Raw genomic sequence first — 21,922 nt, 5'->3', positions numbered from 1 at the left:
GGCTGTGTCGGTGGTCGGCGTCGCCGGGACGGTGGTCGGCGTCGCCGGTTGCCCACCGGCCCAGGACGGACGCTCGGGGGGCCCTGCCGCGCCCCGGCCCGTGGCCCGATCCGGGGACGCCGTGGGCTGGGCTTCACCCGGAGACGTGGCGTACCTGGTGGGCGGGTCGGTGCGGACCGGCTCGTACGGGCGACTCGGCTCCGCGCGGACCGGCTCGTACGGCAGGTTGGGCTCGGCGACCCAGCCCGGCTCGGGCTCGTCCCGGGCCGGGTGGCCGGTCGGCTCGCCGTCCTGTTGCGACCACGGCGGAGCCCAGCCGTTGCCCCAGCTCGGGCGGTTCCAGTTCGGGCCGGACCAGTCCGGCTCGGTGGGCGGCGAATCCCTGCCGCGGGGCGACTCGCTGGCGCGGGAGCCCTCGGCAGCGCGGGACACCTCGGGGTCGTCGGCAGGCTCGGCCGGGGTGCGTCCCGGCTCGACGGACGCCGCCGGTGAGCGCGGGTCCCGCCAGGCGCGCGGCCCGGGCTGCGGTTCGTCGGCGGCCAGCCGCTCAGCCGTGGGTGCGTGGAAGCCGGGCGGGACCTCGAAACCCGAGGCGGCGGTGCCGACCGGCGGCACCTGCACGGCCGGCGGCGCCGAGGTGGGCAGCCCGGGGTCGGCCCACCGGGCGCTGCGGCCGCCGGGCTGATCAACGGTGGAGTGCCGGGGCGGGCCGAGGTCGGGCTCGCCGGCCCCCTGCTCCACCTGCGGTACGGGGCGCTGGGCGGGCACCACCAGCCGGTCACCGGCCGGACCGGGCCGAGCGTCGCCGGTCAGCCCGGGTGGCGCGCTGACCGGCGCGGGGCGACCCGCCGGGGCTTCGGCACCGCCGTGGTGGACACCGTTGGCGTGGTGGCCGTTGACCCGGCCTGGCGGCTCGGCGTCGCCGGGCAGCCCGGCGAGGGGTGCGGGCAGATCGCCGTGTCGCGTGGAGGAGCTGCCCCAACCGGACGAGGGGTCGGACTGCCAGCTTGGTGTCTGCTCCCGGGCCCCCTCGCGCTCGGCGGCGCGAGACCACCCGCCCGCCGGTGGTGCCCACCCGCTGCCGGAACGACCCGGGTCGTCCTGCTGACCCGTTCCGTCGCCGTGCTCTCCCGGGGTGGCGGCTCCGGGTTGCCCTGTTTCACTCACCGCGCGCTCCTTGGTCGCCCTCGCTGAGGCTACCGTGTGCTGACAGTGGCGATAAGTTACAGCGGCGGGCCATTTCCACGACGGGGGTCACGGGCCTCGCCCGGTGTGGGGGGAAAATGCCGGCTCGTACGGAGAACTCGGAGGATCCCATGACCGCTGCGGGGAACGGTGCACAGACCGCCGGCCGGCCCACCCGCCTGCCCCGCTCCGCGCGCCGCAAGCAGTTGCTCGCCGCGGCGCAGGAGGTGTTCGTCGCGCAGGGATACCACGCCGCGGCGATGGACGACATCGCCGAGCGGGCCGGGGTTTCCAAGCCGGTGCTCTACCAACATTTCCCCGGGAAGATGGATCTCTACCTGGCGCTGCTCGACACGCACTGTGACGCCATCGTCGCTCAGGTGCAGGACGCGATGCGGGGCACCAGCGACAACAAGGAGCGGGTCGGCGCGTCGGTGCGGGCGTACTTCGACTTCGTCGACCACGAGAGCGAGGCCTTCCGCCTCGTCTTCGAATCGGACCTGCGCAACGACCCGGGGGTGCGGCAGCGGGTGGAGCGGGTCGAGCAGGGCTGCATCGCGGCGATCACCGACACCATCATCTCCGACACCGGGGTGAGCCGGGCGCACGCCGAGCTGCTCGCCTCCGGGCTGGTCGGTGCGGCGGAGAGCGCGGCGCAGTTCTGGCTGGCCGGCGGCCGGCAGGTGCCGAAGGCCGAGGCCGAGGCGCTGGTGGCCGCGCTGTCCTGGCGGGGCATCGCAAGCTTCCCGCTGCAAGGTGAGTCAGCCTGACCGCCGCCCCGGTGATCGGATAGCCTTCGCAGGGCGGTTATCGCCCCAGTTGAGGAGGCACAGTGGAGGTCAAGATCGGCGTGCAGTACGCGCCGCGCGAGCTGGTTCTGGACAGCGCGCAGTCGCCGGCCGAGATCGAGCAGATCGTGACCGACGCCTTCGCCAACAACGGCGGCACGCTCTCCCTGACCGACGAGAAGGGCCGGCGGGTGATCGTGCCGATCGAGAAGGTCGCGTACGTCGAGATCGCCGAGGCGTCACCGCGCTCGGTCGGTTTCACCGTCCGCTGATCGGTCCGGCCATCGCGGCAGGTCGGCGAGGGCCCACCTGCCGCGGGCCGGCACCACACCCGGCGCCCCGGGCCACTAGTTGTTCAAGCCGGCGGCGGTCATCCGCGCGGTGTGCGCGGCGGTGATCCGTCTGAACAGGCCCGAGACGTCGACCCGATCGCCCCGCGCGATCAGCGCGGTGAGCGCGCCTCGTTCGGTGGCGACCCGCCCCGCCTGGGACAGCGCCTCCCCGACCAGCCGCCGCGCCCACATGGAGAGCCGACCGGCCACCCGAGGGTCCGCCGCGACCGCCACCCGGATCTCCGCAGCGGCGAACTCCGCATACCGCGAGTCGTGCAGCACGTCGAGCACCAGTTGTCGGTCGGGCTCGGCCACCGCGTCGGCGATCTCTCGGATGAAGTCGTCGGTGATGGCGTCGCCGACGTAGGCCTTCGTCACCGCCTCCGCCCAGTCCCGGGGCTCGGTCGAGTCGTGGTACGCCTGCAAAGGCCCCAGGTAGGGCGCCATCGCATCCGCCGGCGGCACGCCCAGCGCGGTGAGCCGGTCGGCGAGGCGGCGGTAGTTGGCGATCTCGGCCGCGGCCATCTCGTTCAGCGCGGCGCGACGGTGCAGATCGGGGGCGAGGCGGGCATCGCCGGCCATCCGCTCGAAGGCGAGCAGCTCGCCGAAGGCGACCAGGCCCAGCAGGTCGGCGACGGCGGGGCCGGGGGTGGTCGGGGCGGACACGAGCGGAGGCTACCGCGCACCGCCCGATCGAGGTGGCCCGTGCGTGTTACGCCCGACGGAGAGCGCCGGTGTGACACGGATCACAATCGTTGCCCCCGCGTGGTGCCTGGCCGACCGGGAATCGGGACGGAGGCCTGGCAGTTCAGGTAGCATGGAGCAGTTGCCGTGGGCGCCGATCTAATCGAAGTCCAGCCCCCGGCGCGCGTGCGGCCCGGTCCGGCTCGGCATTCTGCCGCCGACCGTGTGGCCCGCGCCTAACCGAACGCGCCCTGAGGACATGACGGGGCGCACCCACGAGAGGGCACCCCCACATCCACATGAGCGAGCTGACTCAAGACCTGATGGACGGCCAGGAACTGGCCCCCACAGCCCCGGTTCGGCCGGAGGCTCCCACCTTCGCCGCACTCGGCGCCCGCGACGAGACCGTCGAGGCGCTGGCGGCAGCCGGCATCACCCGCGCCTTCGCGATCCAGGAGTACGCGATCCCGATCGCGCTGCGTGGCGTCGACCTGATCGGCCAGGCGCCCACCGGCACCGGCAAGACCCTTGGCTTCGGCGTACCGCTGCTCGAGCGGGTCTTCGCCCCGAGCGAGGGCAGCGACGGCGTCCCGCAGGCGCTGGTCGTCGTTCCCACCCGCGAGCTGGGCATCCAGGTCGCCAAGGACCTGGCCGCCGCCGGCCGGACGCGTGGCGTCCGGGTGCTGCCGATCTACGGCGGCGTGGCGTACGAGCCGCAGATCGACACGCTGCGCAAGGGCGTCGAGATCCTGGTCGGCACCCCCGGCCGACTTCTCGACCTCGCCAAGCAGAAGCACCTCCGGCTCGACCGGGTGCACGCGCTGGTGCTCGACGAGGCCGACCGGATGCTCGACCTGGGCTTCCTCGACGACGTCGAGAAGATCCTCGCGATGCTGCCGGAGGACCGGCAGACCATGCTCTTCTCGGCCACCATGCCGGACCCGATCGTCACCCTGTCCCGGCGCTTCCTGCGCCAGCCGATGACGATCCACGCCGGGCACACCGCCGAGACCGGCCCGTCGCCGCAGACCCAGCAGTTGGTCTACCGCACGCACTCGATGAACAAGGTCGAGATCGTGGCCCGGATCCTGCAGGCCGAGGGGCGCGGGCTGACCATGATCTTTACTCGCACCAAGCGGGCCGCCGACCGGGTCGCCGAGGATCTGGACTTCCGCGGGTTCGCGGTCGCCGCGGTGCACGGTGACCTCGGCCAGGGCGCCCGCGAGCGCGCGCTGCGGGCGTTCCGCGCCGGCAAGATCGACATCCTGGTCGCCACCGACGTGGCGGCCCGAGGGCTCGACGTCACCGGCGTCACCCACGTCATCAACTACGACTGCCCGGAAGACCAGGACACCTACACCCACCGGATCGGCCGGACCGGCCGGGCCGGAGCCACCGGTGTCGCGGTGACCTTCGTCGACTGGGACGACATGCCGCGCTGGCGGATCATCGACAAGACCCTCGGTCTGGAGATGCCCGAGCCGCAGGAGACGTACCACACGTCCCCGCACCTCTACACCGACCTGCACATCTCCACCGAGATGACCGGCACGCTGCCCACCGCCGAGCGCACCCGGGCCGGCCTGTCGGCCGAGGTCGAGGAAGACCTGGGCGGCACCCGCTCCCGCCGCGGCGACAGCGGTGGTCGGGGTGGCTCCCGCCGCGGTGAGAGCCGGGGCGAGGGCCGGGGCGAGGGCCGAGGCGAGGGCCGAGGCCGTGGCGACGGCCGCCGGGACCGCTCCGACGCCGGCACGCCGGCCGCCGAGGCGCCCGCCGACGCCGCTGCCGAGGAGGGCACGCGTACCCCGCGCCGCCGGCGTCGTCGCCGGGCCGGCGAGGCGGTCGCGGGCGAACCGACCGCGGTGATCGGCGCCGACGCGACCCCGGCCGAGCCGGCCGCCGCCGCCGCCGACGGTGAGGCGTCCAAGCCGCGCCGCCGCCGGCGCCGCCGTGGTGGCGGTTCCGGCACGGGTACGCCGGCCGAAGCGACCGCGGACTGACTCACAGCCCCACCCGACATCCCCCGCACCGCCGCGCGCGGTACGGGGGATGTTCCCTTCCCACCCCCCAATTCAGAAGATGGAACGATGCCGGAACCGCTGGACGCCGCCCTGACCGAGGTCCGGGCGCTGCTGATGGACCCCGCGCTGACCCGGGCGGTCGCCGCCGGGCGCCGCCGTGGGCACCGCCCCTCCGTGATCCGGGCCGAGCTGCGACCGGTGACGCTCAAGGCCGGGCCCCGGCTCCAGATCGCGACGTCCGACGGTGCCCGCCCGTACACCCGCAACGTCGCCCCCGGCCCGGACACCGCCACGGCGGTCGACGAGTTGCTGGCCGAGCCGTTCGGCAACTGGCACGTGGAGACGGCCGACGCGACGCTCCAACTACGGGTGACGAAGTCCGGCGAGGCGCAGGTCCACCGCGCCGCGACCACCCGGCCGACGCCGACGCCCGGCGGGAACGACCGGGCGAAGGAATACCTGCTGGACCCGGGCGACGAGCTCTTCGCCGAGATCGGCGGCTCGGCGGCCAAGCGCCGCCAGGTGGACGCGTTCCTGCGGGCGCTCGCCGCAACCCTCCCCGACGAACTCACCGGTCCCCTCCGGGTGGTCGACCTGGGCTGCGGCAACGCCTACCTGACCTTCGCCGCCTACCGCTACCTGACCGGCCGAGGGCTCGACGTGGAGCTGATCGGCGTGGACGTCCGCGAGGACCAGCGCCGACGCAACACCGAGCTGGCGCAGCGACTGGGCTGGGCCGAGAAGGTCAGCTTCACCGCCGGCACGATCGCCGACGCCGTCGTTGACCCCGCCCCGGATCTGGTGCTGGCGCTGCACGCGTGCGACACCGCCACCGACGAGGCGCTGGCCCGCGCGGTGCGCTGGGAGGCCCGCTGGGTGCTGGCCGCGCCCTGCTGCCACCACGACCTCGCGAAGCAGCTACGTGCCCACCCCGCCCCAGCCCCGTACGAGTTGCTGACCCGACAGGGCATCCTGCGGGAGCGCTTCGCCGATGTGCTCACCGACGCGCTGCGGGCCGGACTGCTGCGGGTGCACGGGTACCGGGCCGAGGTGGTGGAGTTCGTGGACTCTCAGCACACGCCGCGCAACCTGCTGATCCGGGCCCGCCGTACCGGCGCCGGGGGCACCGACGTCCAGCGTGCGGAGTATCGCGAGCTGGTCGACCAGTGGCAGGTCACGCCCCGACTGGAGACCCTGCTGGCCGCCGACGAGCCGCCTGCGGCCTAACGCCTGCGGTCGCCGTTGCTGCCGCCGCGATCACGGCTGCCGATGCGCTCACCGTTGCCACGGTCGAACGCCGACACCCGATCGCCGCCACTGCGGTGGGCGGCCAACTCGTCGTCACCCGGTGCGGTCGGAAACGGCACCACCGTGGCCGCGCTCTCGGCGTTGCCGGCTGCGGCGAACGCGTTCCAGGAGATGTCGACCAACAGCTTCTTCATCTCGGCGTGCCGGACGGCGGCGTTGCGCTGCAACGCCAATCGGGCACCCAGCACCACCGCGACCAGCGTGGTGGTGATCGCGCCGGTGGCGGCCAGGACGTGGGCGCCGGTCGCCGGCTCGGTGCGGAGCACCAGGACCAGCAACCAGATCCAGAACGCGGCGGCGAAGACGCCGGCCTTGGCGACGAAGAAGAGACTCACCGCACCGGGCTGGTACGGCTGTGGACGGCTCAATTCGGCCATGGTGCTCCCTCGGCGGTGATCCGGTCGGGCGGCAGGCAATCGCCCACCAAGCCTGGACGGGCACCGAGCCTAATGGAAGAACGACGATGATCGCTCGATGCCTCTTCCGTTGGTCCACATGCTGCCTGAAGCAGAGTCCCGTCGACGGGACAGTTTGTGCGATCAGTCAATAACTTCCGGCCTGGGTCGTACTACCCTCGGAAGTCGTAACGGCTCCGTGCTTCAGCCGGGAGGGGAAAGACCCGCAGGGATGGCTTCCGCAGAGGCTTCGCCGCAGAGCGCCTTCGCTCGCTTCGTCCGACGTGCCATCGATGACGCTCGCGACGAACGCGGTTGGACCGTGGCCGATCTCGCCTCCCACACCGGCGTGGGCCGTTCCACGGTGTTCCGTTGGCTGGCCGGTGACTGGCAGGACTACCCCGAGTTGGCCAAGGTACGCGGCTTCTGCGCCGCATTGGATCTGCCGGTCGCTGCCGCCTTCCGGGCGCTCGGTCTGCCCGATGCCGGCCCGGCGCCCCGGCGACGCAACGACGACGGCCCGGTCGAGTCGGACATCCGGGTCATCCTGGACCGTCTGGCCGACCCCACCGTCCCGGCCGAGGAGAAGCACCACATCCGCGATCTGCTGCGTTACCTGGCCCGCCGCCCCATCCGCCGAGCCAGCTAAGCGCCCCTCCCCCGCCCGCCAATCCCCGCCACCGCCGCTGAGCGCCGCGCCGCGGCCGCTCCGCCCAGCCCCGCTCCGCCGATCATGGAGTTGGGCATGATCGACACGAGGTCACCGAAAGCGGGGTATCGCCGACGGCTGGATGCCGCGAGTTCAGCGATACCGTGTCGATCAAACGGGCCTCACCTGCCCGGATGGGCGGTGGGGCACGCGCAGCTCGGCGACCAAATTCCGCGAGCGCCAGGGCCAAGCCGGGGGCGGTGCCAGGGCCGGGCCAGTGCCGAGCCGGGCGGGCCGCACGCCGGGGGCACGGAGCTAGGCGACGATCAGGGTGAACTCGGCCGTGTGGACTTTGTCGGCTACCTGGAAGTCGAGGTAGAGGCGGTAACGACCGGGGCCGGGGGTGGTCAGCCAGAACTTGACCTGGCCGTCCACCAACTCCGCTTCCGGGTGTACGTGCAGGTAGCCGAGGTCGCCTTCACGCAGTGCCACGAGGTGCCCGTACGAGCCGAGGTAGCGCTCCAGCGGCGCAGCCCCGGATCCTCCGTCGATCCGGAAACTCAGCGGCACCGTCGCCCCGGCCTGCGGGCTGCCCTGATACCCGACGGTGAACCCAGCCACCGTGGCCGAGGTGACCGGCGCCGGCAGCGGACGCGGCTCGTAGCCGCCGGGGGCGACCAGGTCCGTGCCGAGGGTCAAGGCGCGCTGTCCGCCGTCGTCGGCGACCGTGGTGAAGTCGGCGTACGCCCGCCAGACGCCCGGCTGGGCCAACGTCAACGGCACCGACCAGGTGCCGTCCGCCGCCATGGTCGGGTGCAGGTGCTGGTAGCCGGTCAGGTCCCGGCGCACCACGATGAGGTGCATCGGCTTGTCGTGCACGACGGCGAAGCGGGTGACCGGCCGGCGCTGTGCGTCCCGCACCTGGAACCGGAGCTCACCCGGGCGACCCGCCGGAGACTCGGTGGTCAGCGGGGCCAGGGTGTAGCCGGCCGAGCTGATCGACAGGCCACCAGGCTCGGCGCTCGTGCCTTGGTCGGAGCTGGTGGCTGCGCCGTGATCGTGCGACGCGGTGCCGGGCGCGTGGGTGTGCTCGGCGGCCGGCACCGAGCTGCCGGTGCTGGTGCTGGTGGCGTTCATCCGGCCGAGGCCGAAGCCGAGCAGCACGGCGAGCACGAGACCTCCGACCACCAGCGCCAGCCGGAGGGTGCTCCGGTCCGGGGCTGCGGAGACCTGCTCAGGCACCGCCGGCGTCCAACGCGCGATGCCCGCGGGCGGTGACGGCGTACCCCCGGGCGACGGGCGGCTGATCGGTCATGCCGCCCACGGTACCGCCGTGCCGGGCCGACTCCGGCCGTCGCCGGTACGGCGTGGCGACGGTCGCATTCCGCCGTGCCCGGGAACTTTCCCGCCGCGACACCGCCAGCCGGCTCACCCGGGCGAGCGGGAACACCACCCGCGAGTGACCGGCGGCACCTCAGCCGGCCACGGCGAGGGCGAGCGGAAGGACGTCCGGCGCGCCGGCCTGGCGCAGCGCCCGGGTCACCATCGTCATCGTCCAGCCCGAGTCGACCAGGTCGTCGACGAGGAGCACCGGGCCCTCCAGCCCGGCCAGCGCAGCCACCAGTTCGGGCGGCACGGTGAACGCGCCGTGCAGCGCGCGTACCCGCTGGGCACTGTTGCCGCGCGGCCCGCCGGCGCCGCCCGGACCGGTCGGCGCGACCTCGCCGAGCAGTGGCAGCCGGCCCACGGCCGCGATCCGCTCGGCCAGTGAGCCGACCAGCCGGGGCCGTCGGCGGGAACCGACCGCGACCACCGCGACCGGACGGCGGGGCCACGGGTCGTCGCCGTGCGCCCACGCCTTGAGCACCTCCACCACCGCGCCGGCCACGTCGTCGGGCACCGGCGCGTCGGGGGCCTCCGGGCCGACCAGGTCGCGCAGCCTTCCGCCCCAGCCCAGGTCGGAGAGGCGCCCTACGACCCGCCCCGGCAGTGCCTGCTCCGCCGGGGAGATCCGGCCCTTCAGGGGTACGCCCACCGCGTCCAGACCGGTCGGCCAGAGCTTCTTCGGTGCGATCTCCACCCCGGGCCGGCCCAGGAACGTCTGCGCGGCGCTGAGCGCGGCCGTCGACACGTCCGGCTCGAAGAGCGGATCGGCACACCGGTCACACCGACCGCAGTCGGCGGCCCCGGTGTCGTCCAGGCGCTCCCGTAGATACCGCATCCGGCAGTCGGGCGTCGTCGCGTACTCCCGCATGGCCTGTTGCTCGACGGTGCGCGCCTGGGCGACGCGGCGCAACCGGGCCTCGTCATAGACCCAGGTTTCGCCGGTGGCGAGCCAGCCACCGCGCACCCGGCGGACCGCGCCGTCCACGTCGAGCACCTTGAGCATCAGCTCCAGTCGGGCCCGACGCAGGTCGACCAGCGGTTCCAGAGCCTGGGTGGAGAGCGGGCGGTCGGTGTGCAGGGCGGCCAGTACGGCCCGGACCTGCTCCTCCGGTGGAAACGCCAGCGAGGCGAAGTAACGCCAGATGGCGGCGTCCTCGACGCCGGGCAGCAGCAGCACCTCGGCGTGCTCGACGGCGCGGCCGGCGCGGCCGACCTGCTGGTAGTACGCGATCGGCGAGGGCGGGGCCCCGAGGTGGACCACGAACCCCAGGTCGGGCTTGTCGAAGCCCATGCCCAGCGCGCTCGTGGCGACCAACGCCTTGATCTTGTTGTCCAGCAGGTCCTGCTCGGCGGCCCGCCGGTCGGCGTCGTCGGACTGACCCGTGTACGAGGCCACCGGGTAGCCCCGCGAGCGGAGGAACTCGGCCGTCTCCCCCGCCGCCGCGACGGTCAGCGTGTAGATGATGCCCGAGCCGGGCAGCCGGTCGAGGTGATCGGCGAGCCAGGCCAGCCGGTGCGCGGGGCTGGGCAGGTCGAGGACGCCGAGGCGCAGCGACTCGCGGTCCAGCGTGCCACGCAGGACGAGGGCGTCGCCCAGCTGCTCGGCCACGTCCTCGGTGACCCGGGCGTTGGCGGTGGCCGTGGTCGCCAGCACCGGGGTGCGCTCCGGCAGCTCGGCGAGGAAGGTACGCAGCCGCCGGTAGTCCGGCCGGAAGTCGTGGCCCCAGTCGGAGACGCAGTGCGCCTCGTCGACCACCAGCAGGCCGGTCGTCGCCGCCAGCTTCGGTAGTACGCCGTCACGGAAGTCCGGATTGTTGAGCCGCTCCGGGCTGATCAGCAGCACGTCCACGGTGCCGGCCTGGATCTCGGCGGTGATCTCGTCCCACTCGTCGAGGTTCGCCGAGTTGATCGTGCGGGCCCGGATGCCGGCCCGGGCGGCGGCCTCGACCTGGTTGCGCATCAGCGCCAGCAACGGCGACACGATGACCGTCGGGCCGGCCTCTACGGCGGCGGTGCGGTCGCGCAGCAGCGCCGTGGCCACGAAGTAGACCGCCGACTTGCCCCAGCCGGTGCGCTGTACGCAGAGCACCCGCCGCCGGTCGACGACCAATGCCTCGATCGCTCGCCACTGGTCTTCCCGCAGCCGGGCGTGCTCACCGGCCAGCCGGCGCAGCACCGCCTCGGCCCGCTCCCGTACTGCCGCCCGATCGTCGCCCATCCGGCATTTCTACCAGCGCTGAGCGCCCACGCCCCGGTCCGCGCGGGAGGTTCGGGTCACGATCCGGGCGGTGGCGGCTGCTCCGGGGCCGTGGCCGGCATCGGAGGCAGGAAGATCAGCAGCTCGCGGAGGGGTTCGGTGGTGTTCGGAGGCAGCAGGCAACGGCCGGCGAACTCTTCCATCGAGGCGTACGGCCCGCGCAGCCAGCGGTCCACCGCGATCTGCCGGCACTGGTGCACGGTCAGGCCGGGCAGCTTGGCGAGCACCTGCTCCGGGACGGCGTTGACGTCGACCAGGCCGCCGTCGTCGAAGCTCCGGGCCAGGTCGGGTCGGCCGAGGCGCAGCTCACCCCGAGCCGCCGGGTAGTGGTAGAGCAGGTAGCGGGCGTGTTCCCGACGGACGCGCCGTTCGACGTCCTCCCGGCCGGTCGTGCTCACCTGTTGGCTGCCGGTGATCGCCGCCCACAGCCCTCGGCTGAGCAGGATCACGTGCACCGCGCCGAGGAGCCAGGTGATCAACGCCAGGCCGAAGAAGGAGAACGCCGTGACGGCCGGCACCTCGGCGTCCGGGTCCTCGATGTCGAGCAGGTTCACCTCGATGCCGATCACGACCAGGTAGCCGACGCCGGCGACGGCGAGCCGCCAACTACGCCGCCAGACCGCGTAGGCCAGGATCACGACCCAGGTGAGGCAGCCGCCGGAGAGCAGGACGAGTGCCGTACCGATGATCGTGGCGGCCCTGCTCGCCCAGCGCGGCGGGGGCGTCCTCCCGCTGCTCCCGCCCACGGCGGGTGGCGGCGCGGTGATCGAGGTCGCCAGGAACGGTGGCGGTGCGGTGACCGGGGTCGCCGGGAACGGTGGCGGCGCGGTGATCGGGGTCGCCGGGAACGGTGGCGGCGCGTGCGGGACGGTCGTCGGCAGCTCGGCGGGCCTGGACGGTGCGGGGATCGGCGGTGTGGCCGGGGCGGGCGGCGCGGACGTGGGGGGTGCTGGCTCGGCCGCTGCCGGCGGCAGTGGGACGGCAGTGGGCGGCAGTAGCGCCGGATCGGCCCGTAGGACGCGACGGTGCAGGTCCTGGAGCGCGTCGCCTGGCTCGATGCCGTACTCGTCGCGCAGCAGCCCACGGAACTCCCGGTACTCGGCCAGCGCCTCGGCCTGCCGCCCGCTGCGATGAAGCGCCAGCATCAACTGGTGCCGCAGCCGCTCCCGCAGCGGGAACTCGGCGGCCAACTCCCGCAGCTCACCCACCATCTCCCCGTGCCGGCCCCGGCGCAGCTCCAGGTCGACCCAGCTCTCCAGCGCGGTGGCCCGCAGCTCGAGCCAGCGCTGTCGGGCCGAGTCGAAGTACGGGCCGGTGAATCCGCTGAACGGCTCGCCCTGCCACAGCTCCAATGTGGTCTTCAGCTCGGTGACCGCCTCGGTGACCCGATCCTCGGCGCGGAGGCGCTCGGCCCGGCGGATGCCCCGCTCGAACCGGGTGGCGTCGACGGCGTCCGGACCGACCCGGAGCTGGTAGCCGGCGTCGGTCAGCGTCAGCACCTGACCAGGGCTGCGCGGAGGACGCTCGGGCTCGAGCACCCGACGCAGCCCGGCGACGTACTTCTGCACGACGTTCGCGCCGTTGGCCGGCGGCTCCTCGGGCCACACGGCGTCCACGACCTGCGAGGTGGTGACCGGACGGCCACCGGAGAGCAGCAGCACGGCCAGCACGGCCCGTTGCTTGCCGGGCCCGAGGTCGAGATCCCGGTCGCCGAGCCAGGCCCGCTGAGGCCCGAGAATCTCGAAGCGCAGCTCCCCTGACATGCGAGTTTCCCGCTCCTGACGCCCCACTGCCGGCGCCCCGTCAGTGCACGGCTGTCGGACGGCAGCATATCGGCAGTGGTTCCGCCGTACCGCCCGGCAGCATCTCTCCCGGCAGATGCCACGCACCGTCAAGGAAAGAGATTCTGTGATGACGAACGGAACCGGCCGCACCGGCACCATCCGGCGGACCGTCAGCACTCTGGTTGGCGTCATCGCCGCGACGACCCTGCTCGCGGGTTGCGGCCCGGACGGGTCCGGTACCGCCGCCGACGGCGGCCGCCCGAGCCCGACCCCCACGCCCAAGGAGAAGCTGCTCGCCGCGGTGCCGGACGGCACCGAGGGGGCGTTCCGGTTCACCGGCAAGGACTCGAGCTCGGACATCTCGGGGGTGGTGGACCCGGGCGCGAAGGGCCTGGACCTCACCGCCGCGTACAAGGACCCGGAGCACGGCTTCACCACCCGGATGTCGTTCCTCGTGATGCAGGAACGGCTCTGGTTGAAGGTCAAGTTCACCGGCACCGAGGGGCTGACCGGGCTGCCGAAGCTCCCGAACCGCTGGATGGAGTTGGACCGCACGAAGCTGACCGACGGGGAGAGCGCGCCGACGTACGAGGGTGCGGACGTCGGCAACGCCGGCCCGATCATCGAGGCCGCCACCTCGGTCGAGGCGAAGGACGGCCAGACGTACACCGGGGTCGTCGACCTGACCAAGGGTGAGGCCGGCAAGGCGGTCGGCGAGGAGGAGGTGGGCGCACTGGGCGCGGCGGCCGGGCAGGTCCCGTTCACGGCCGTCGTCGGCGCCGACGGCAACCTCGCCACGCTCACCCTGGCAATCCCCGCCGCGGGCAAGGCGAAGGCCTGGACCTACCTGGTGAAGTACGCCGACTACGGCTCGGCGCCGAAGCTCGCCGTACCGACCGGGAGCGCGGCGCAGAAGGCGCCGAAGGTGGCCTACGACATGCTCAACGGCTGACCAGTACGGGGGTTCGCGGCCACACGGGGGGCCGCGAACCCCCTGCTCAGCGGCGGGGGCGCAGGGACTGGCGGAGGTGGTTCAGGCGGGGGGCGAGACTCGTCAGACCGCCGGGGAAGAAGTAGACCGCCAGGATGAAGACGGTGCCGAGGACGAACAGCGGCTGACTCAGCGGGTGACTCAGGAAGGCCGGCAGATTGTCCACCGCATCGCTCGTGCCGAAGGCGGTGAGGCGGTGGTCCAGGTACATGTAGAGGAACCCGCCGAGCACCGGCCCCCAGCGGGTGCCCGGCCCACCGAGCACCACCATGACCAGCAGTGACAGGGTCAGCTCGGACGAGGTGATGTGCGGCGACGCACCGCCGACGATCAGGCAGTAGACCACCCCGCCGGCCGCGGCCAGCCCGCCGGCCAGGGTGAACGCCACCAGCTTGTAACGGTACGGGTCCAGCCCGAGCACGCCGATCCGCCGCTCGTCGTCGCGCAGCCCGGCGAGCACCCGCCCGGTCGGCGAACCGCTAACCCGGTGCACCACGAAGACCACCACGGTCAGGTACGCCAACGCCAACCAGTACAGGTTGACCGTGTTGGTCACCCCGACCAGCGCGGCGGGCAGCCCGGAAACGTCCAGCGGCAGGCCCTCCTCGCCACCGGTGAGCCCGCCGAAGTCCCGCGCCACCAGGATCGCCCCGACCTGGGCGAAGGCCAGCGTGACCATGGCGAAGGCGATCCCGACGGTACGCAGTGCCACCGCGCCGAGCAGCGCGGCGAGGATCGTGCCGCCGGTGATGGTCAGCAGCGCCGCCTGCCACAGCGGCAGGCCGGCCCGGGTGACCAGGATGTCGGTGCCGTACACGCCGGCGGCGAAGTAGAGCGCGTGCCCGAAGGAGAGCATCCCGGTCCGACCGAAGAGCAGGTCGTAGCCGGCCGCCAGGCCACCGAAGATCAGGCAGATGGCGAGCAGTTGCAGGGTGCCGGGTGAGTTGAGCGGCCCCTCGAAGATCCCCGGTAGGGAGATCGTCGAGTACGGCAGGATCACGAAGACGGCCAGCGCGACCAGTGGCAGGAACGGGCGTACCCGATGCCAGCGGCCCTGCGGCGGACTCAGTTCGTCGGGCACCTGCGCGGGAGGAGCGTCGATCACCGTCATGCCGTTGCCACCTTTCCGGCGATGCCCTGCGGACGCAGCAGCAGCACCACGGCCAGCAGCCCGACCACGCAGATGTCGCCGAGCCCGGACGTGCCGTAGTAGTTGACGAACTGCTGCACCAGGCCGACCACGACCGCCGCGTACGCGGAGCCGGTCACCGAGCCCATCCCGCCGATCACCACCACGATGAACGCGAAGATCAGCAGTGAGCTGCCCTGGCCGGGCGAGACGGTGCCGAAGTAGACCCCGCCGAGCGCACCGGCGAGGGCGGCGGCCGCCCCACCGATGGCGAAGACCAGGGTGAACGCCTTGCGCACGTCGATGCCCAGCGCGGTCACCATCTCGCGGTTCTCCACACCGGCCCGGATCACCAGGCCGTACCGCGTCCAGCGCAGGAAGGCCAGGATCGCGCCGAGCACCAACACCGCCGCGATGATCAGCAGCAGGCCGCCGTTGGGCACCTGCGCGCCGAAGATCCCGGTCACCTGCCGGGTCCAGTCGGGGCGGGGGAAGGTCCGCGCGTCCGCGCCCCAGGTGGCCTGGAGCAGAGCCACCCCGGCCAGCGAGAGACCGACGGTGACCAGCACCTGTTCGATGGTGCGCGAGTAGAGCGGGCGGATCAGCACCAGCTCGACGAGCACCGCCACCAGCGTGCCGGCGGCCACCCCGAAGGCGACCGCGAGCACGAAGCCGAATCCGTCACCACCGGCGCCCGGCAGGTTTCCCGCCGCCCACCAGGTGGCGTACGCGCCGACGCCCAGGAACAGCCCGTGCGCGAAGTTGAGCACGTCGGCCAGGCCGAACACCAGGGACAGCCCGGACGCGACCAGGAAGTAGAGCGCCGCCAGGCCGAGGCCGGTCAGCGTCAACAGGATCACGGTGCCCATCAGTGCGACACCTCCGCTGAGCCGACCCCGAGCAGCGACTTCGTCAGCGCGGTCTCCAGCAGCAACTGCTGGGCGTCGCCGGTCCAGGCCACCTTGCCGGCGGCCAGCACCACCGCGTCGCGGGCCAGCCGTCGGACCACCGCCAGGTTCTGCTCGACGAGCAGCACCGGCACCGACTCCGCGACGCGTTCCAGCACCTCGGCCACCTCGGTCACCACCTTCGGCGCCAACCCCTTGGTCGGCTCGTCCACTAGCAACAGCCGGTTGTCGTTGAGCAGCACCCGACCGATCGCGAGCATCTGCTGCTGCCCACCGGAGAGCGAGCCGGCACGTTGCCGTCCGCGCCGGTCCAGCTCCGGAAAGAGCGCGAAGACCTTGTCGTACGCCGGATCGGTGCCGCGCCGCTCGGCGAGCCGCAGGTTCTCCGCGACGGTGAGGCCGGCGAACACGCAGCGGTCCTCGGGTACGTAACCGAGCCCGCCACGGACCAGCCGGTGGGTGGGCCGCGCCAGCAGGCTCTGCGCGCCCATCCGGATGGTGCCGCGCACCTCCCCGGCGGGCGGGGTGAGGCCGACGATGGCGCGCAGCGTGGTGGTCTTGCCGACGCCGTTGCGGCCGAGCAGGACTGTCACGCCGGTGGGGGCGACCGTGAAGGACACCCCCTGGAGGATGTGCAGCCCGGAGATCCGGACCGACAGCTCCTCCACGTTGAGAATCGGTTCACTCATAGCGATTCCCCCAGGTAGGCCTCTTGCACCGTGGGGTTGGCCATCACCGTCTCCGGGGTGTCGCAGGCCAGCAGCGCACCGTGGTGCATGACGGCGATGCGGTCGGCCAACTCCAGGATGACGTCCATGTGGTGCTCGACCATCAGCACCGTCCGACCGCTGTCACCGGTCAACGACTTGATGACCGAGACCAGCTCGGGGACGTCCTCGGCGCTCACGCCGGCCATCGGCTCGTCCAGCAGCATCACCCGCGGTTCGCCGGCGAGCAGCAGGGCGATCTCCAGCTTGCGCTTCTCGCCGTGGGCCAGGGTGCCGGCCAGCGCCGTACCCCGGTGGGCGAGGCCGACCCGGTCGAGCGCCGCGTCGGCGGCGGCGGCCACCTCCCGGTCGGCCGCCGCCCGCCGCCACAACTTCATCGAGCCCCCGCGGTGCGCCTGCACGGCGAGCCGGACGTTCTCCCGCACGCTGAGCGAGCCGAAGACCGAGGACGCCTGGAAGGTACGGCCCAGCCCGAGGCGGGCCCGCCGGTGCGGCGGGAGCCCCTCGATGTCCTGCCCGTCCAGGGTGATCCGGCCCTCCGTGGCCCGGCGCAGGCCGGTGATCAGGTTGAACAGTGAGGTCTTGCCGGCGCCGTTCGGCCCGATCACGCCCAGGAACTCTCCGGGCGCCAGGTCGAGGTAGACGCTGTCGACGATGGCGACCTCACCGATCCGCCAGGTCAGACCGCGGGTGGCGAGCATGGGTCAGCCCTTCATCGCCACGGCCGGCGGCGCGGTCTCGTCACCGGTGAGGCTCTTCTGCGCGGTCGCCGTGAAGGCGGTGCCGCTGCCGGTCAGCTTGGCCTGGAACATCGGCTGCAGCAGCGCGTGGTCCGCGGCCCGGATGGTCATCTTGCCCTTGACCCCGTCGAAGCTCCAGCCCTCCAGGGCGGTGACCATCTTGTCGACGTCGTCCCCACCCTCCTGCACCGCGCGGACCACCATCTGGGCGGCGGCGAAGCCGTCCGGGTGGAACAGGTCGATGGTGTTGACCTTCGCCTTGAGCGCCTTGCTGGCCTCGGTGTCGCTGGCCCCGTCGAAGTAGTGCGACAGGAACGAGATCTTCGAGCCGGCGGCGCCGAAGGTCGGCCAGGAGGCGCGGATGTCCAGGCCCGTGACGACCGTGGTGGAGGAGAGCACGCCCTGCTGGTCGAGGCTCTGCCACATCGCCGGGGCGGTGGCGCCGGCCCAGGCGACGAAGAGCAGGTCCGGCTTCGCGGTCTTGATCTGGCTAGCGAACGGGGTGAACTCGGTGGCGCTGGCCGGAGCCCGCACACTGCTCACCGTGGCGCCCGCACCGCCGATGACCGCCTTGACGGCCGCCTCGTTGGCGTCGCCGAACGCACCGTCCTGGGCGAAGACCACGACCTTCTTGCCGGAGGGGTCACCGATGAACGACTTGGCGGTCACCACGTCCTGGTACGACTGCCGGCCCGAGCGGAAGGTGTACTTGTTCGCCCCGGTCACCGCGTCGGTGGCGGCCGGCCCGGAGATGAACAGGACCTTGTTCTGCGCCGCGATCGGCGCGACCTGGAGCGCCACGCCCGAGGCGGTGGAGCCGGCAATGATCTTCGTACCCTTACCGATCAGGTCCTTCGCCGCGGAGACCGCCTTGGCCGGGTCGCCCGCGTCGTCGACCTCGGTCAGCTCGATCTTCCGGTCACCGACCTTGCCGGTGCCCTTGGTGGCAAAGTCGAGGCCCGCCTTGAACCCCTCGATGTACTGCTTTCCGTAGCTGGCCAGCGCTCCCGACTGGGAGTACACCAGGCCGACCTTGACCGGCGCGGCGCTGTCGCCGCCGCCGGTGGCGGTGTCCTGCGGGCTGCCACAGGCCGTGGCGGCCAACGCCGCGGCCATCATCGTGGCGGCGGAGAGGAACACCCGCCGCGTCGTCCGGACCGTCATTGCGACTCCACATGAGGACTCGGAGGGAGGGAACTTCTTCGTGTCGGCTCACGCTAGAAGTGACGTCACCCACGAGCTATGTGGCGGAAACACACAAGTAACAGGAATGAGGTGGCCGGGGGTTACAACGGGCCGCGTTACCACCCGAAGGCCCAGCCCACCGATGGTCCGCACCGCCATCGACCACTCGACCCCTGTGTCGCGCCGCGCTACCCACCGATCGATCGACGGCCGGTCATCCGCCCGGCCGATCGCAAGGGCCGTCGTGGGCCGCCGGGCGCGGGCAACGCCGAGACCGAGGCGTGATCAACACCAGATCAGCGAAGTCGCGGTATCCGAATCGAGATGACACCCCGATTTCGCCGAACTCGTGTCGATCACGCGCCGCCGCCACGCCGCTGAGGGCCGACGTGCCGCTGGCCCGCCTTCCGGGTGGCGGACGGCGGGCCAGCGTGCGGGTCGGGCCTGGGTCGGCCTGAGGAGCGGCTCGAAGCGGGTCGGCTTCGAGCCGGCAGGTCAGCTCCGGGCCGGCAAGCACCGAGCAGGCAAGCACAGAGCAGGCAGGTCAGCTCCGAGAGAGGCCGGCCAGGGCGGCGACGGCGGTGTCGGGCTGGTCGGTGAAGACGCCGTCCAGGCCCAGGCCGAGGAAGAGCTCGTACTCGGCGGTGATGTCGCCGCGCGCGTTCGGGTCGGTGCCGATGCGGTGATTCACCGGCAGGAACTGGTTCTCCCCGCGGAACGTCCACGAGTGCACGAGCAGTCGCTCGCGGTGGGCGTCGCGTACCACGTTCGTCGGGGTGAGCAGCGCGCCAGCGGCGTCCCGGGGCACGATGAGGTTCTTGTTCGCCCCGATGCCATCGGCGTAGCCGGCAATCCACTTCAGCCCGGCGGGCGTGGCCAGATCCTGGTAGCTGCGGGTGTCGCCGGCGGCCGTGAAGTCGTACGGGCGGCCGGTGGCGTCGAGCAGCTGGATCAGCTTGACGTCGATCATCCGGCTCAGCCGGCGCAGGTTGGCCGTCTCGAACGACTGGATGAAGACCGGCGCGTTCCGGTGGGTCAGCTTGTTCTGCCGAAGCACCCGGACCAGCGGCTCCTCCAGCGGCAGGCCGATCGAGGCGAAGTAGCTCGGGTGCTTTGTCTCCGGGTAGACACCGATGGTCCGGCCCCGTGCCCGCCCCTCGGTCCTGGCCAGGTCGATGACCTCCTGGAAGGTGGGCACCTCGAAGCGACCATCGAACGCCGTGTTCGCCACCCGGACCTGGGGCAACCGCTCCTTGGCCCGCAGCGTCTGCAACTCGGCCAGCGTGAAGTCCTCGGTGAACCAACCGGTCACCGCGATGCCGTCGATGGTCTTCGTCGTCCGGCGACTGGTGAACTCCGTACGGGCCGCGACGTCGGTGGTACCCGAGATCTCGTTCTCGTGCCGGGCGACCAGCACGCCGTCAGAGGTGGAGACAAGATCCGGCTCGATGTAGTCGGCACCCATCCGGATCGCCAACCGGTACGCCTCCAGCGTGTGCTCGGGCCGGTAGCCACTCGCACCGCGGTGACCGATAACGATCGGTCGATCGTTCGCCCGGGAGCGGTCCGTCTCGATCGACGGCTCCGCAACGGCAATGGTCGGCACGGCGACGGCGGCGGCGAGAAGCGCGCCGGCCACACCGAGGGTCGAGAGGGTACGTCGCACGGCCGTCTCCTGTCATCAAGGGGCCGCTTCAGCAGAGCGCCCCGGATTTACCAGGAGTTGGTCGACGACTGGCCGACAGATGAAATCTCCGGACCGACCCTCAGTCACTTACCTATCTTCTTCCCCGGGCCACCGGGGCCCTTGCCCTTGCCGGGCTTTGCGGGCTTGGCCTTTGTCGCACCCTCGTCGGGACCGTGACCACCTGAGCCGCTGCCGGCCGCCGGGGCCTTCACCGGGGCCTTCACCGGGGCTCCCGCGCTCGACGGCGCGGTGGACGGAGTCGCGCCGGCCACCCCGGAGACCTGCACCCCGCAGGCCGCGTCGCCGAGCCGGAACTCCACCGGCAGCGGGTTCGCTCCCTGGTAAGTCCCGGTCAACGTGACCTTCTGGGTCGCGCCGGGTTCCAGCGTGGTGCTCTGGGCCACCGGATGGAGCACCACCGTGCGCCCCTGTTGGTCCGCCGAAGCCGACTCCGCACTGGTCACCCTCTGCTCACCGGGAAAGGTGAAGTTCACCGTCCAGTCGCGCAGATCGCTGGCGCCCGTGTTGGTCAGGGCCAGCTCGGCAGCGAAGTCCCTGCCGGAGTCCCTGCGCAACACGTACGCCACCGCACAGGGCGCCGCCTTCGGCGCATCCATCCGGGCCTCGATCGTCGGCTGGTCCCCGCCGCTGGCCGGGCTACGTGAGCTGACTCCCCACATCGCACCGGTGACCGCGATCAGCCCGACGGCGACCGCCCCGGCCTCGACCCGCCGGCGCCGGTGCGCCCGCCGGGTCTGGTGCGCCCGCCGGGTCTGGTTGTAAGACCCCGGCAACGCGTCGGTCTCCGCCGACCAGGGCAGGATCGTGGTGCCCGCGCTGGCCAGCGCGGCCGCATCCAGTGGCCCGGCTGCCGGCGACACCGGCACCGCAGCCAGCATCCCGGCCGCCTCGGCGAGCGTCCGGGCCAACTCGGCGGTGGCCGGTCGATCCCCGGGCTGCTTGGCGAGGCAACGCCGCACCAGGTCGGCCACCGCGACGGGCAGTCCCGGCACCGCGGGCATGGGCTCCGGGTCCGTGTACATGTGCGCGCGCAGCATCTGCGTGGCCGTGCTGGCCTGCCACGGCAGCCGGCCGGTGCACATCCGGTAGACGAGCAGGCCGACGGCGTACACGTCGGTGGCCGGGGAGACCTGACCGTTGTCCAGCCGCTCCGGGGCGAGGTACGCGGGCGTGCCGAGCAACGTCCCGTCGGGCCCCTTCTCGCTCTCCCCCACCAGTGCGGAGATGCCGAAGTCGACGACCTTGACGCCGGTCGAGGTCAGCATCACGTTGCCCGGGGTGACATCGCGGTGCACCACACCCCGGGCATGAGCGGTTGCCAGTGCCGCGCTGACCTCCGCGCCGACGGTCACCGCCTCGCGCCACGGCAGCTGCCCGTCCCGGCCCAGCCGGCTGGCCAGCGAGTCGCCGTCCACCAGTTCCATCACCACGTACGGCACGGTCACGCCGACCTGGTGGGACTCGCCATAGTCGTACACGTTGGTGATGTTGGGGTGGCAGAGCCGCGCGGCGGCCTGTGCCTCGATCCGGATCCGGTGCCGGAAGGCCCGGTCGCTGGCCAGACGCGAAGCCAGCACCTTCACCGCGACCTGGCGGCCGAGCACTTCGTCGTAGCCCCGCCAGACCACCGACATGCCACCCGCACCGAGCTGCTCGACCAGCCGGTACCGCTCGTCGAGTAGTTGCGTGCCGTTCCGAACCCCACCACCCATGGTGACCGTTGTTGCCCGTGAACGGCCCGACT

18 protein-coding genes are annotated in these 21,922 nt (G+C 72.4%); 6 read left to right on the top strand and 12 right to left on the bottom strand.

Translation table 11 applies throughout. From position 1 onward, the window contains the following. The first annotated feature begins 1,316 nt into the window (after nt 1-1,316). On the top strand, nt 1,317-1,955 hold the full coding sequence (locus V6V47_RS17800; RefSeq protein WP_334629377.1) for a TetR/AcrR family transcriptional regulator: 639 nt from the start codon (nt 1,317-1,319) through the stop codon (nt 1,953-1,955). 62 nt (nt 1,956-2,017) lie between these two features. After that, nucleotides 2,018-2,245, top strand: coding sequence for a DUF3107 domain-containing protein (locus V6V47_RS17795; RefSeq protein ID WP_334629376.1), 228 nt, complete (start codon nt 2,018-2,020; stop codon nt 2,243-2,245). 75 nt (nt 2,246-2,320) lie between these two features. Here the strand turns inward: V6V47_RS17795 and V6V47_RS17790 are convergent, their stop codons facing one another. Beyond that, nucleotides 2,321-2,971, bottom strand: a complete 651-nt coding sequence (locus V6V47_RS17790; RefSeq protein ID WP_334629375.1) for a ferritin-like fold-containing protein — start codon at nt 2,969-2,971, stop codon at nt 2,321-2,323. A 317-nt stretch (nt 2,972-3,288) separates the two neighbouring features. On the opposite strand from V6V47_RS17790, the gene V6V47_RS17785 reads away from it, so the two are divergent. Together V6V47_RS17785 and V6V47_RS17780 are read left to right on the top strand one after the other, a co-directional pair. Next, entirely contained in the window at nt 3,289-4,989 is a 1,701-nt protein-coding gene (locus tag V6V47_RS17785; RefSeq protein ID WP_334629374.1) for a DEAD/DEAH box helicase, read from the top strand. 87 nt (nt 4,990-5,076) lie between these two features. Continuing rightward, the gene (locus V6V47_RS17780; RefSeq protein ID WP_334629373.1) at nt 5,077-6,237 is read left to right on the top strand and encodes a class I SAM-dependent methyltransferase; all 1,161 of its coding nucleotides are present in this window, start codon (nt 5,077-5,079) and stop codon (nt 6,235-6,237) included. Here the strand turns inward: V6V47_RS17780 and V6V47_RS17775 are convergent. Continuing rightward, complete coding sequence (locus V6V47_RS17775; protein ID WP_334629372.1) at nt 6,234-6,695, bottom strand: hypothetical protein; 462 nt, start codon at nt 6,693-6,695, stop codon at nt 6,234-6,236. The two genes, V6V47_RS17780 and V6V47_RS17775, sit on opposite strands and share 4 nt — an antisense overlap. A gap of 250 nt (nt 6,696-6,945) precedes the next feature. Here V6V47_RS17775 and V6V47_RS17770 point away from each other — a divergent pair, with 250 nt between their 5' ends. Continuing rightward, complete coding sequence (locus tag V6V47_RS17770) at nt 6,946-7,362, top strand: helix-turn-helix domain-containing protein (protein WP_334629371.1); 417 nt, start codon at nt 6,946-6,948, stop codon at nt 7,360-7,362. Nucleotides 7,363-7,677: 315 nt separating this feature from the next. On the opposite strand, the gene V6V47_RS17765 is transcribed toward V6V47_RS17770, so the two are convergent. From V6V47_RS17765 to V6V47_RS17755, 3 genes are all read right to left on the bottom strand, one after another. Further along, on the bottom strand, nt 7,678-8,604 hold the full coding sequence (locus tag V6V47_RS17765) for a hypothetical protein (protein ID WP_334629370.1): 927 nt from the start codon (nt 8,602-8,604) through the stop codon (nt 7,678-7,680). 232 nt (nt 8,605-8,836) lie between these two features. Further along, the gene (locus V6V47_RS17760) at nt 8,837-10,966 is read right to left on the bottom strand and encodes a RecQ family ATP-dependent DNA helicase (protein ID WP_334629369.1); all 2,130 of its coding nucleotides are present in this window, start codon (nt 10,964-10,966) and stop codon (nt 8,837-8,839) included. A 56-nt stretch (nt 10,967-11,022) separates the two neighbouring features. Continuing rightward, nucleotides 11,023-12,768 (bottom strand): AfsR/SARP family transcriptional regulator, encoded by a 1,746-nt coding sequence (locus tag V6V47_RS17755; RefSeq protein ID WP_334629368.1) that lies wholly within the window; start codon nt 12,766-12,768, stop codon nt 11,023-11,025. Nucleotides 12,769-12,916: 148 nt separating this feature from the next. Between V6V47_RS17755 and V6V47_RS17750 the strand changes: the two genes are divergently transcribed. After that, nucleotides 12,917-13,741, top strand: coding sequence for a hypothetical protein (locus V6V47_RS17750; protein ID WP_334629367.1), 825 nt, complete (start codon nt 12,917-12,919; stop codon nt 13,739-13,741). Between the two features lie 46 nt (nt 13,742-13,787). Here V6V47_RS17750 and V6V47_RS17745 read toward each other — a convergent pair whose 3' ends face one another. The 7 genes from V6V47_RS17745 to V6V47_RS17715 all read right to left on the bottom strand — a co-directional run bounded on the left by V6V47_RS17745 (nt 13,788) and on the right by V6V47_RS17715 (nt 21,890). Continuing rightward, nucleotides 13,788-14,891 (bottom strand): branched-chain amino acid ABC transporter permease, encoded by a 1,104-nt coding sequence (locus V6V47_RS17745; RefSeq protein ID WP_334629366.1) that lies wholly within the window; start codon nt 14,889-14,891, stop codon nt 13,788-13,790. Continuing rightward, nucleotides 14,888-15,778 (bottom strand): branched-chain amino acid ABC transporter permease, encoded by an 891-nt coding sequence (locus V6V47_RS17740; protein ID WP_334629365.1) that lies wholly within the window; start codon nt 15,776-15,778, stop codon nt 14,888-14,890. Before V6V47_RS17740 ends, V6V47_RS17745 begins: the two co-directional genes overlap by 4 nt. Continuing rightward, a complete protein-coding gene (locus V6V47_RS17735) occupies nt 15,778-16,506 on the bottom strand; it encodes an ABC transporter ATP-binding protein (protein WP_334629364.1) in 729 nt (242 codons plus the stop codon). Before V6V47_RS17735 ends, V6V47_RS17740 begins: the two co-directional genes overlap by 1 nt. Continuing rightward, nucleotides 16,503-17,246, bottom strand: coding sequence for an ABC transporter ATP-binding protein (locus V6V47_RS17730; RefSeq protein WP_334629363.1), 744 nt, complete (start codon nt 17,244-17,246; stop codon nt 16,503-16,505). Before V6V47_RS17730 ends, V6V47_RS17735 begins: the two co-directional genes overlap by 4 nt. 3 nt (nt 17,247-17,249) lie before the next feature. Then, nucleotides 17,250-18,449, bottom strand: coding sequence for a substrate-binding domain-containing protein (locus V6V47_RS17725; protein ID WP_334629362.1), 1,200 nt, complete (start codon nt 18,447-18,449; stop codon nt 17,250-17,252). A 565-nt stretch (nt 18,450-19,014) separates the two neighbouring features. Further along, nucleotides 19,015-20,136 (bottom strand): glycerophosphodiester phosphodiesterase, encoded by a 1,122-nt coding sequence (locus V6V47_RS17720; RefSeq protein WP_334629361.1) that lies wholly within the window; start codon nt 20,134-20,136, stop codon nt 19,015-19,017. A gap of 104 nt (nt 20,137-20,240) precedes the next feature. Then, nucleotides 20,241-21,890: a serine/threonine-protein kinase gene (locus V6V47_RS17715; RefSeq protein WP_334629360.1), complete on the bottom strand. Its 1,650-nt coding sequence runs from the start codon at nt 21,888-21,890 to the stop codon at nt 20,241-20,243. Between the last annotated feature and the right edge of the window lie 32 nt (nt 21,891-21,922).

The organism is Micromonospora sp. CPCC 205539 (genome assembly GCF_036906815.1).
GTDB lineage: Bacteria > Actinomycetota > Actinomycetes > Mycobacteriales > Micromonosporaceae > Micromonospora.
The sequence above is the reverse complement of the archived record's forward strand: the minus strand, read 5'-3'. Positions and strand labels throughout refer to the sequence as shown.

What these genes read in the sequence shown, in the direction of transcription:
- V6V47_RS17800 (WP_334629377.1), top strand. Translation starts at nt 1,317, where the DNA reads ATGACCGCTGCGGGGAACGGTGCACAGACCGCCGGCCGGCCCACCCGC.
- V6V47_RS17785 (WP_334629374.1), top strand. Translation starts at nt 3,289, where the DNA reads ATGAGCGAGCTGACTCAAGACCTGATGGACGGCCAGGAACTGGCCCCC.
- V6V47_RS17780 (WP_334629373.1), top strand. Translation starts at nt 5,077, where the DNA reads ATGCCGGAACCGCTGGACGCCGCCCTGACCGAGGTCCGGGCGCTGCTG.
- V6V47_RS17775 (WP_334629372.1), bottom strand. Translation starts at nt 6,695, where the DNA reads ATGGCCGAATTGAGCCGTCCACAGCCGTACCAGCCCGGTGCGGTGAGT.
- V6V47_RS17770 (WP_334629371.1), top strand. Translation starts at nt 6,946, where the DNA reads ATGGCTTCCGCAGAGGCTTCGCCGCAGAGCGCCTTCGCTCGCTTCGTC.
- V6V47_RS17760 (WP_334629369.1), bottom strand. Translation starts at nt 10,966, where the DNA reads ATGGGCGACGATCGGGCGGCAGTACGGGAGCGGGCCGAGGCGGTGCTG.
- V6V47_RS17755 (WP_334629368.1), bottom strand. Translation starts at nt 12,768, where the DNA reads ATGTCAGGGGAGCTGCGCTTCGAGATTCTCGGGCCTCAGCGGGCCTGG.
- V6V47_RS17750 (WP_334629367.1), top strand. Translation starts at nt 12,917, where the DNA reads ATGACGAACGGAACCGGCCGCACCGGCACCATCCGGCGGACCGTCAGC.
- V6V47_RS17745 (WP_334629366.1), bottom strand. Translation starts at nt 14,891, where the DNA reads ATGACGGTGATCGACGCTCCTCCCGCGCAGGTGCCCGACGAACTGAGT.
- V6V47_RS17740 (WP_334629365.1), bottom strand. Translation starts at nt 15,778, where the DNA reads ATGGGCACCGTGATCCTGTTGACGCTGACCGGCCTCGGCCTGGCGGCG.
- V6V47_RS17735 (WP_334629364.1), bottom strand. Translation starts at nt 16,506, where the DNA reads ATGAGTGAACCGATTCTCAACGTGGAGGAGCTGTCGGTCCGGATCTCC.
- V6V47_RS17730 (WP_334629363.1), bottom strand. Translation starts at nt 17,246, where the DNA reads ATGCTCGCCACCCGCGGTCTGACCTGGCGGATCGGTGAGGTCGCCATC.
- V6V47_RS17725 (WP_334629362.1), bottom strand. Translation starts at nt 18,449, where the DNA reads ATGACGGTCCGGACGACGCGGCGGGTGTTCCTCTCCGCCGCCACGATG.
- V6V47_RS17715 (WP_334629360.1), bottom strand. Translation starts at nt 21,890, where the DNA reads ATGGGTGGTGGGGTTCGGAACGGCACGCAACTACTCGACGAGCGGTAC.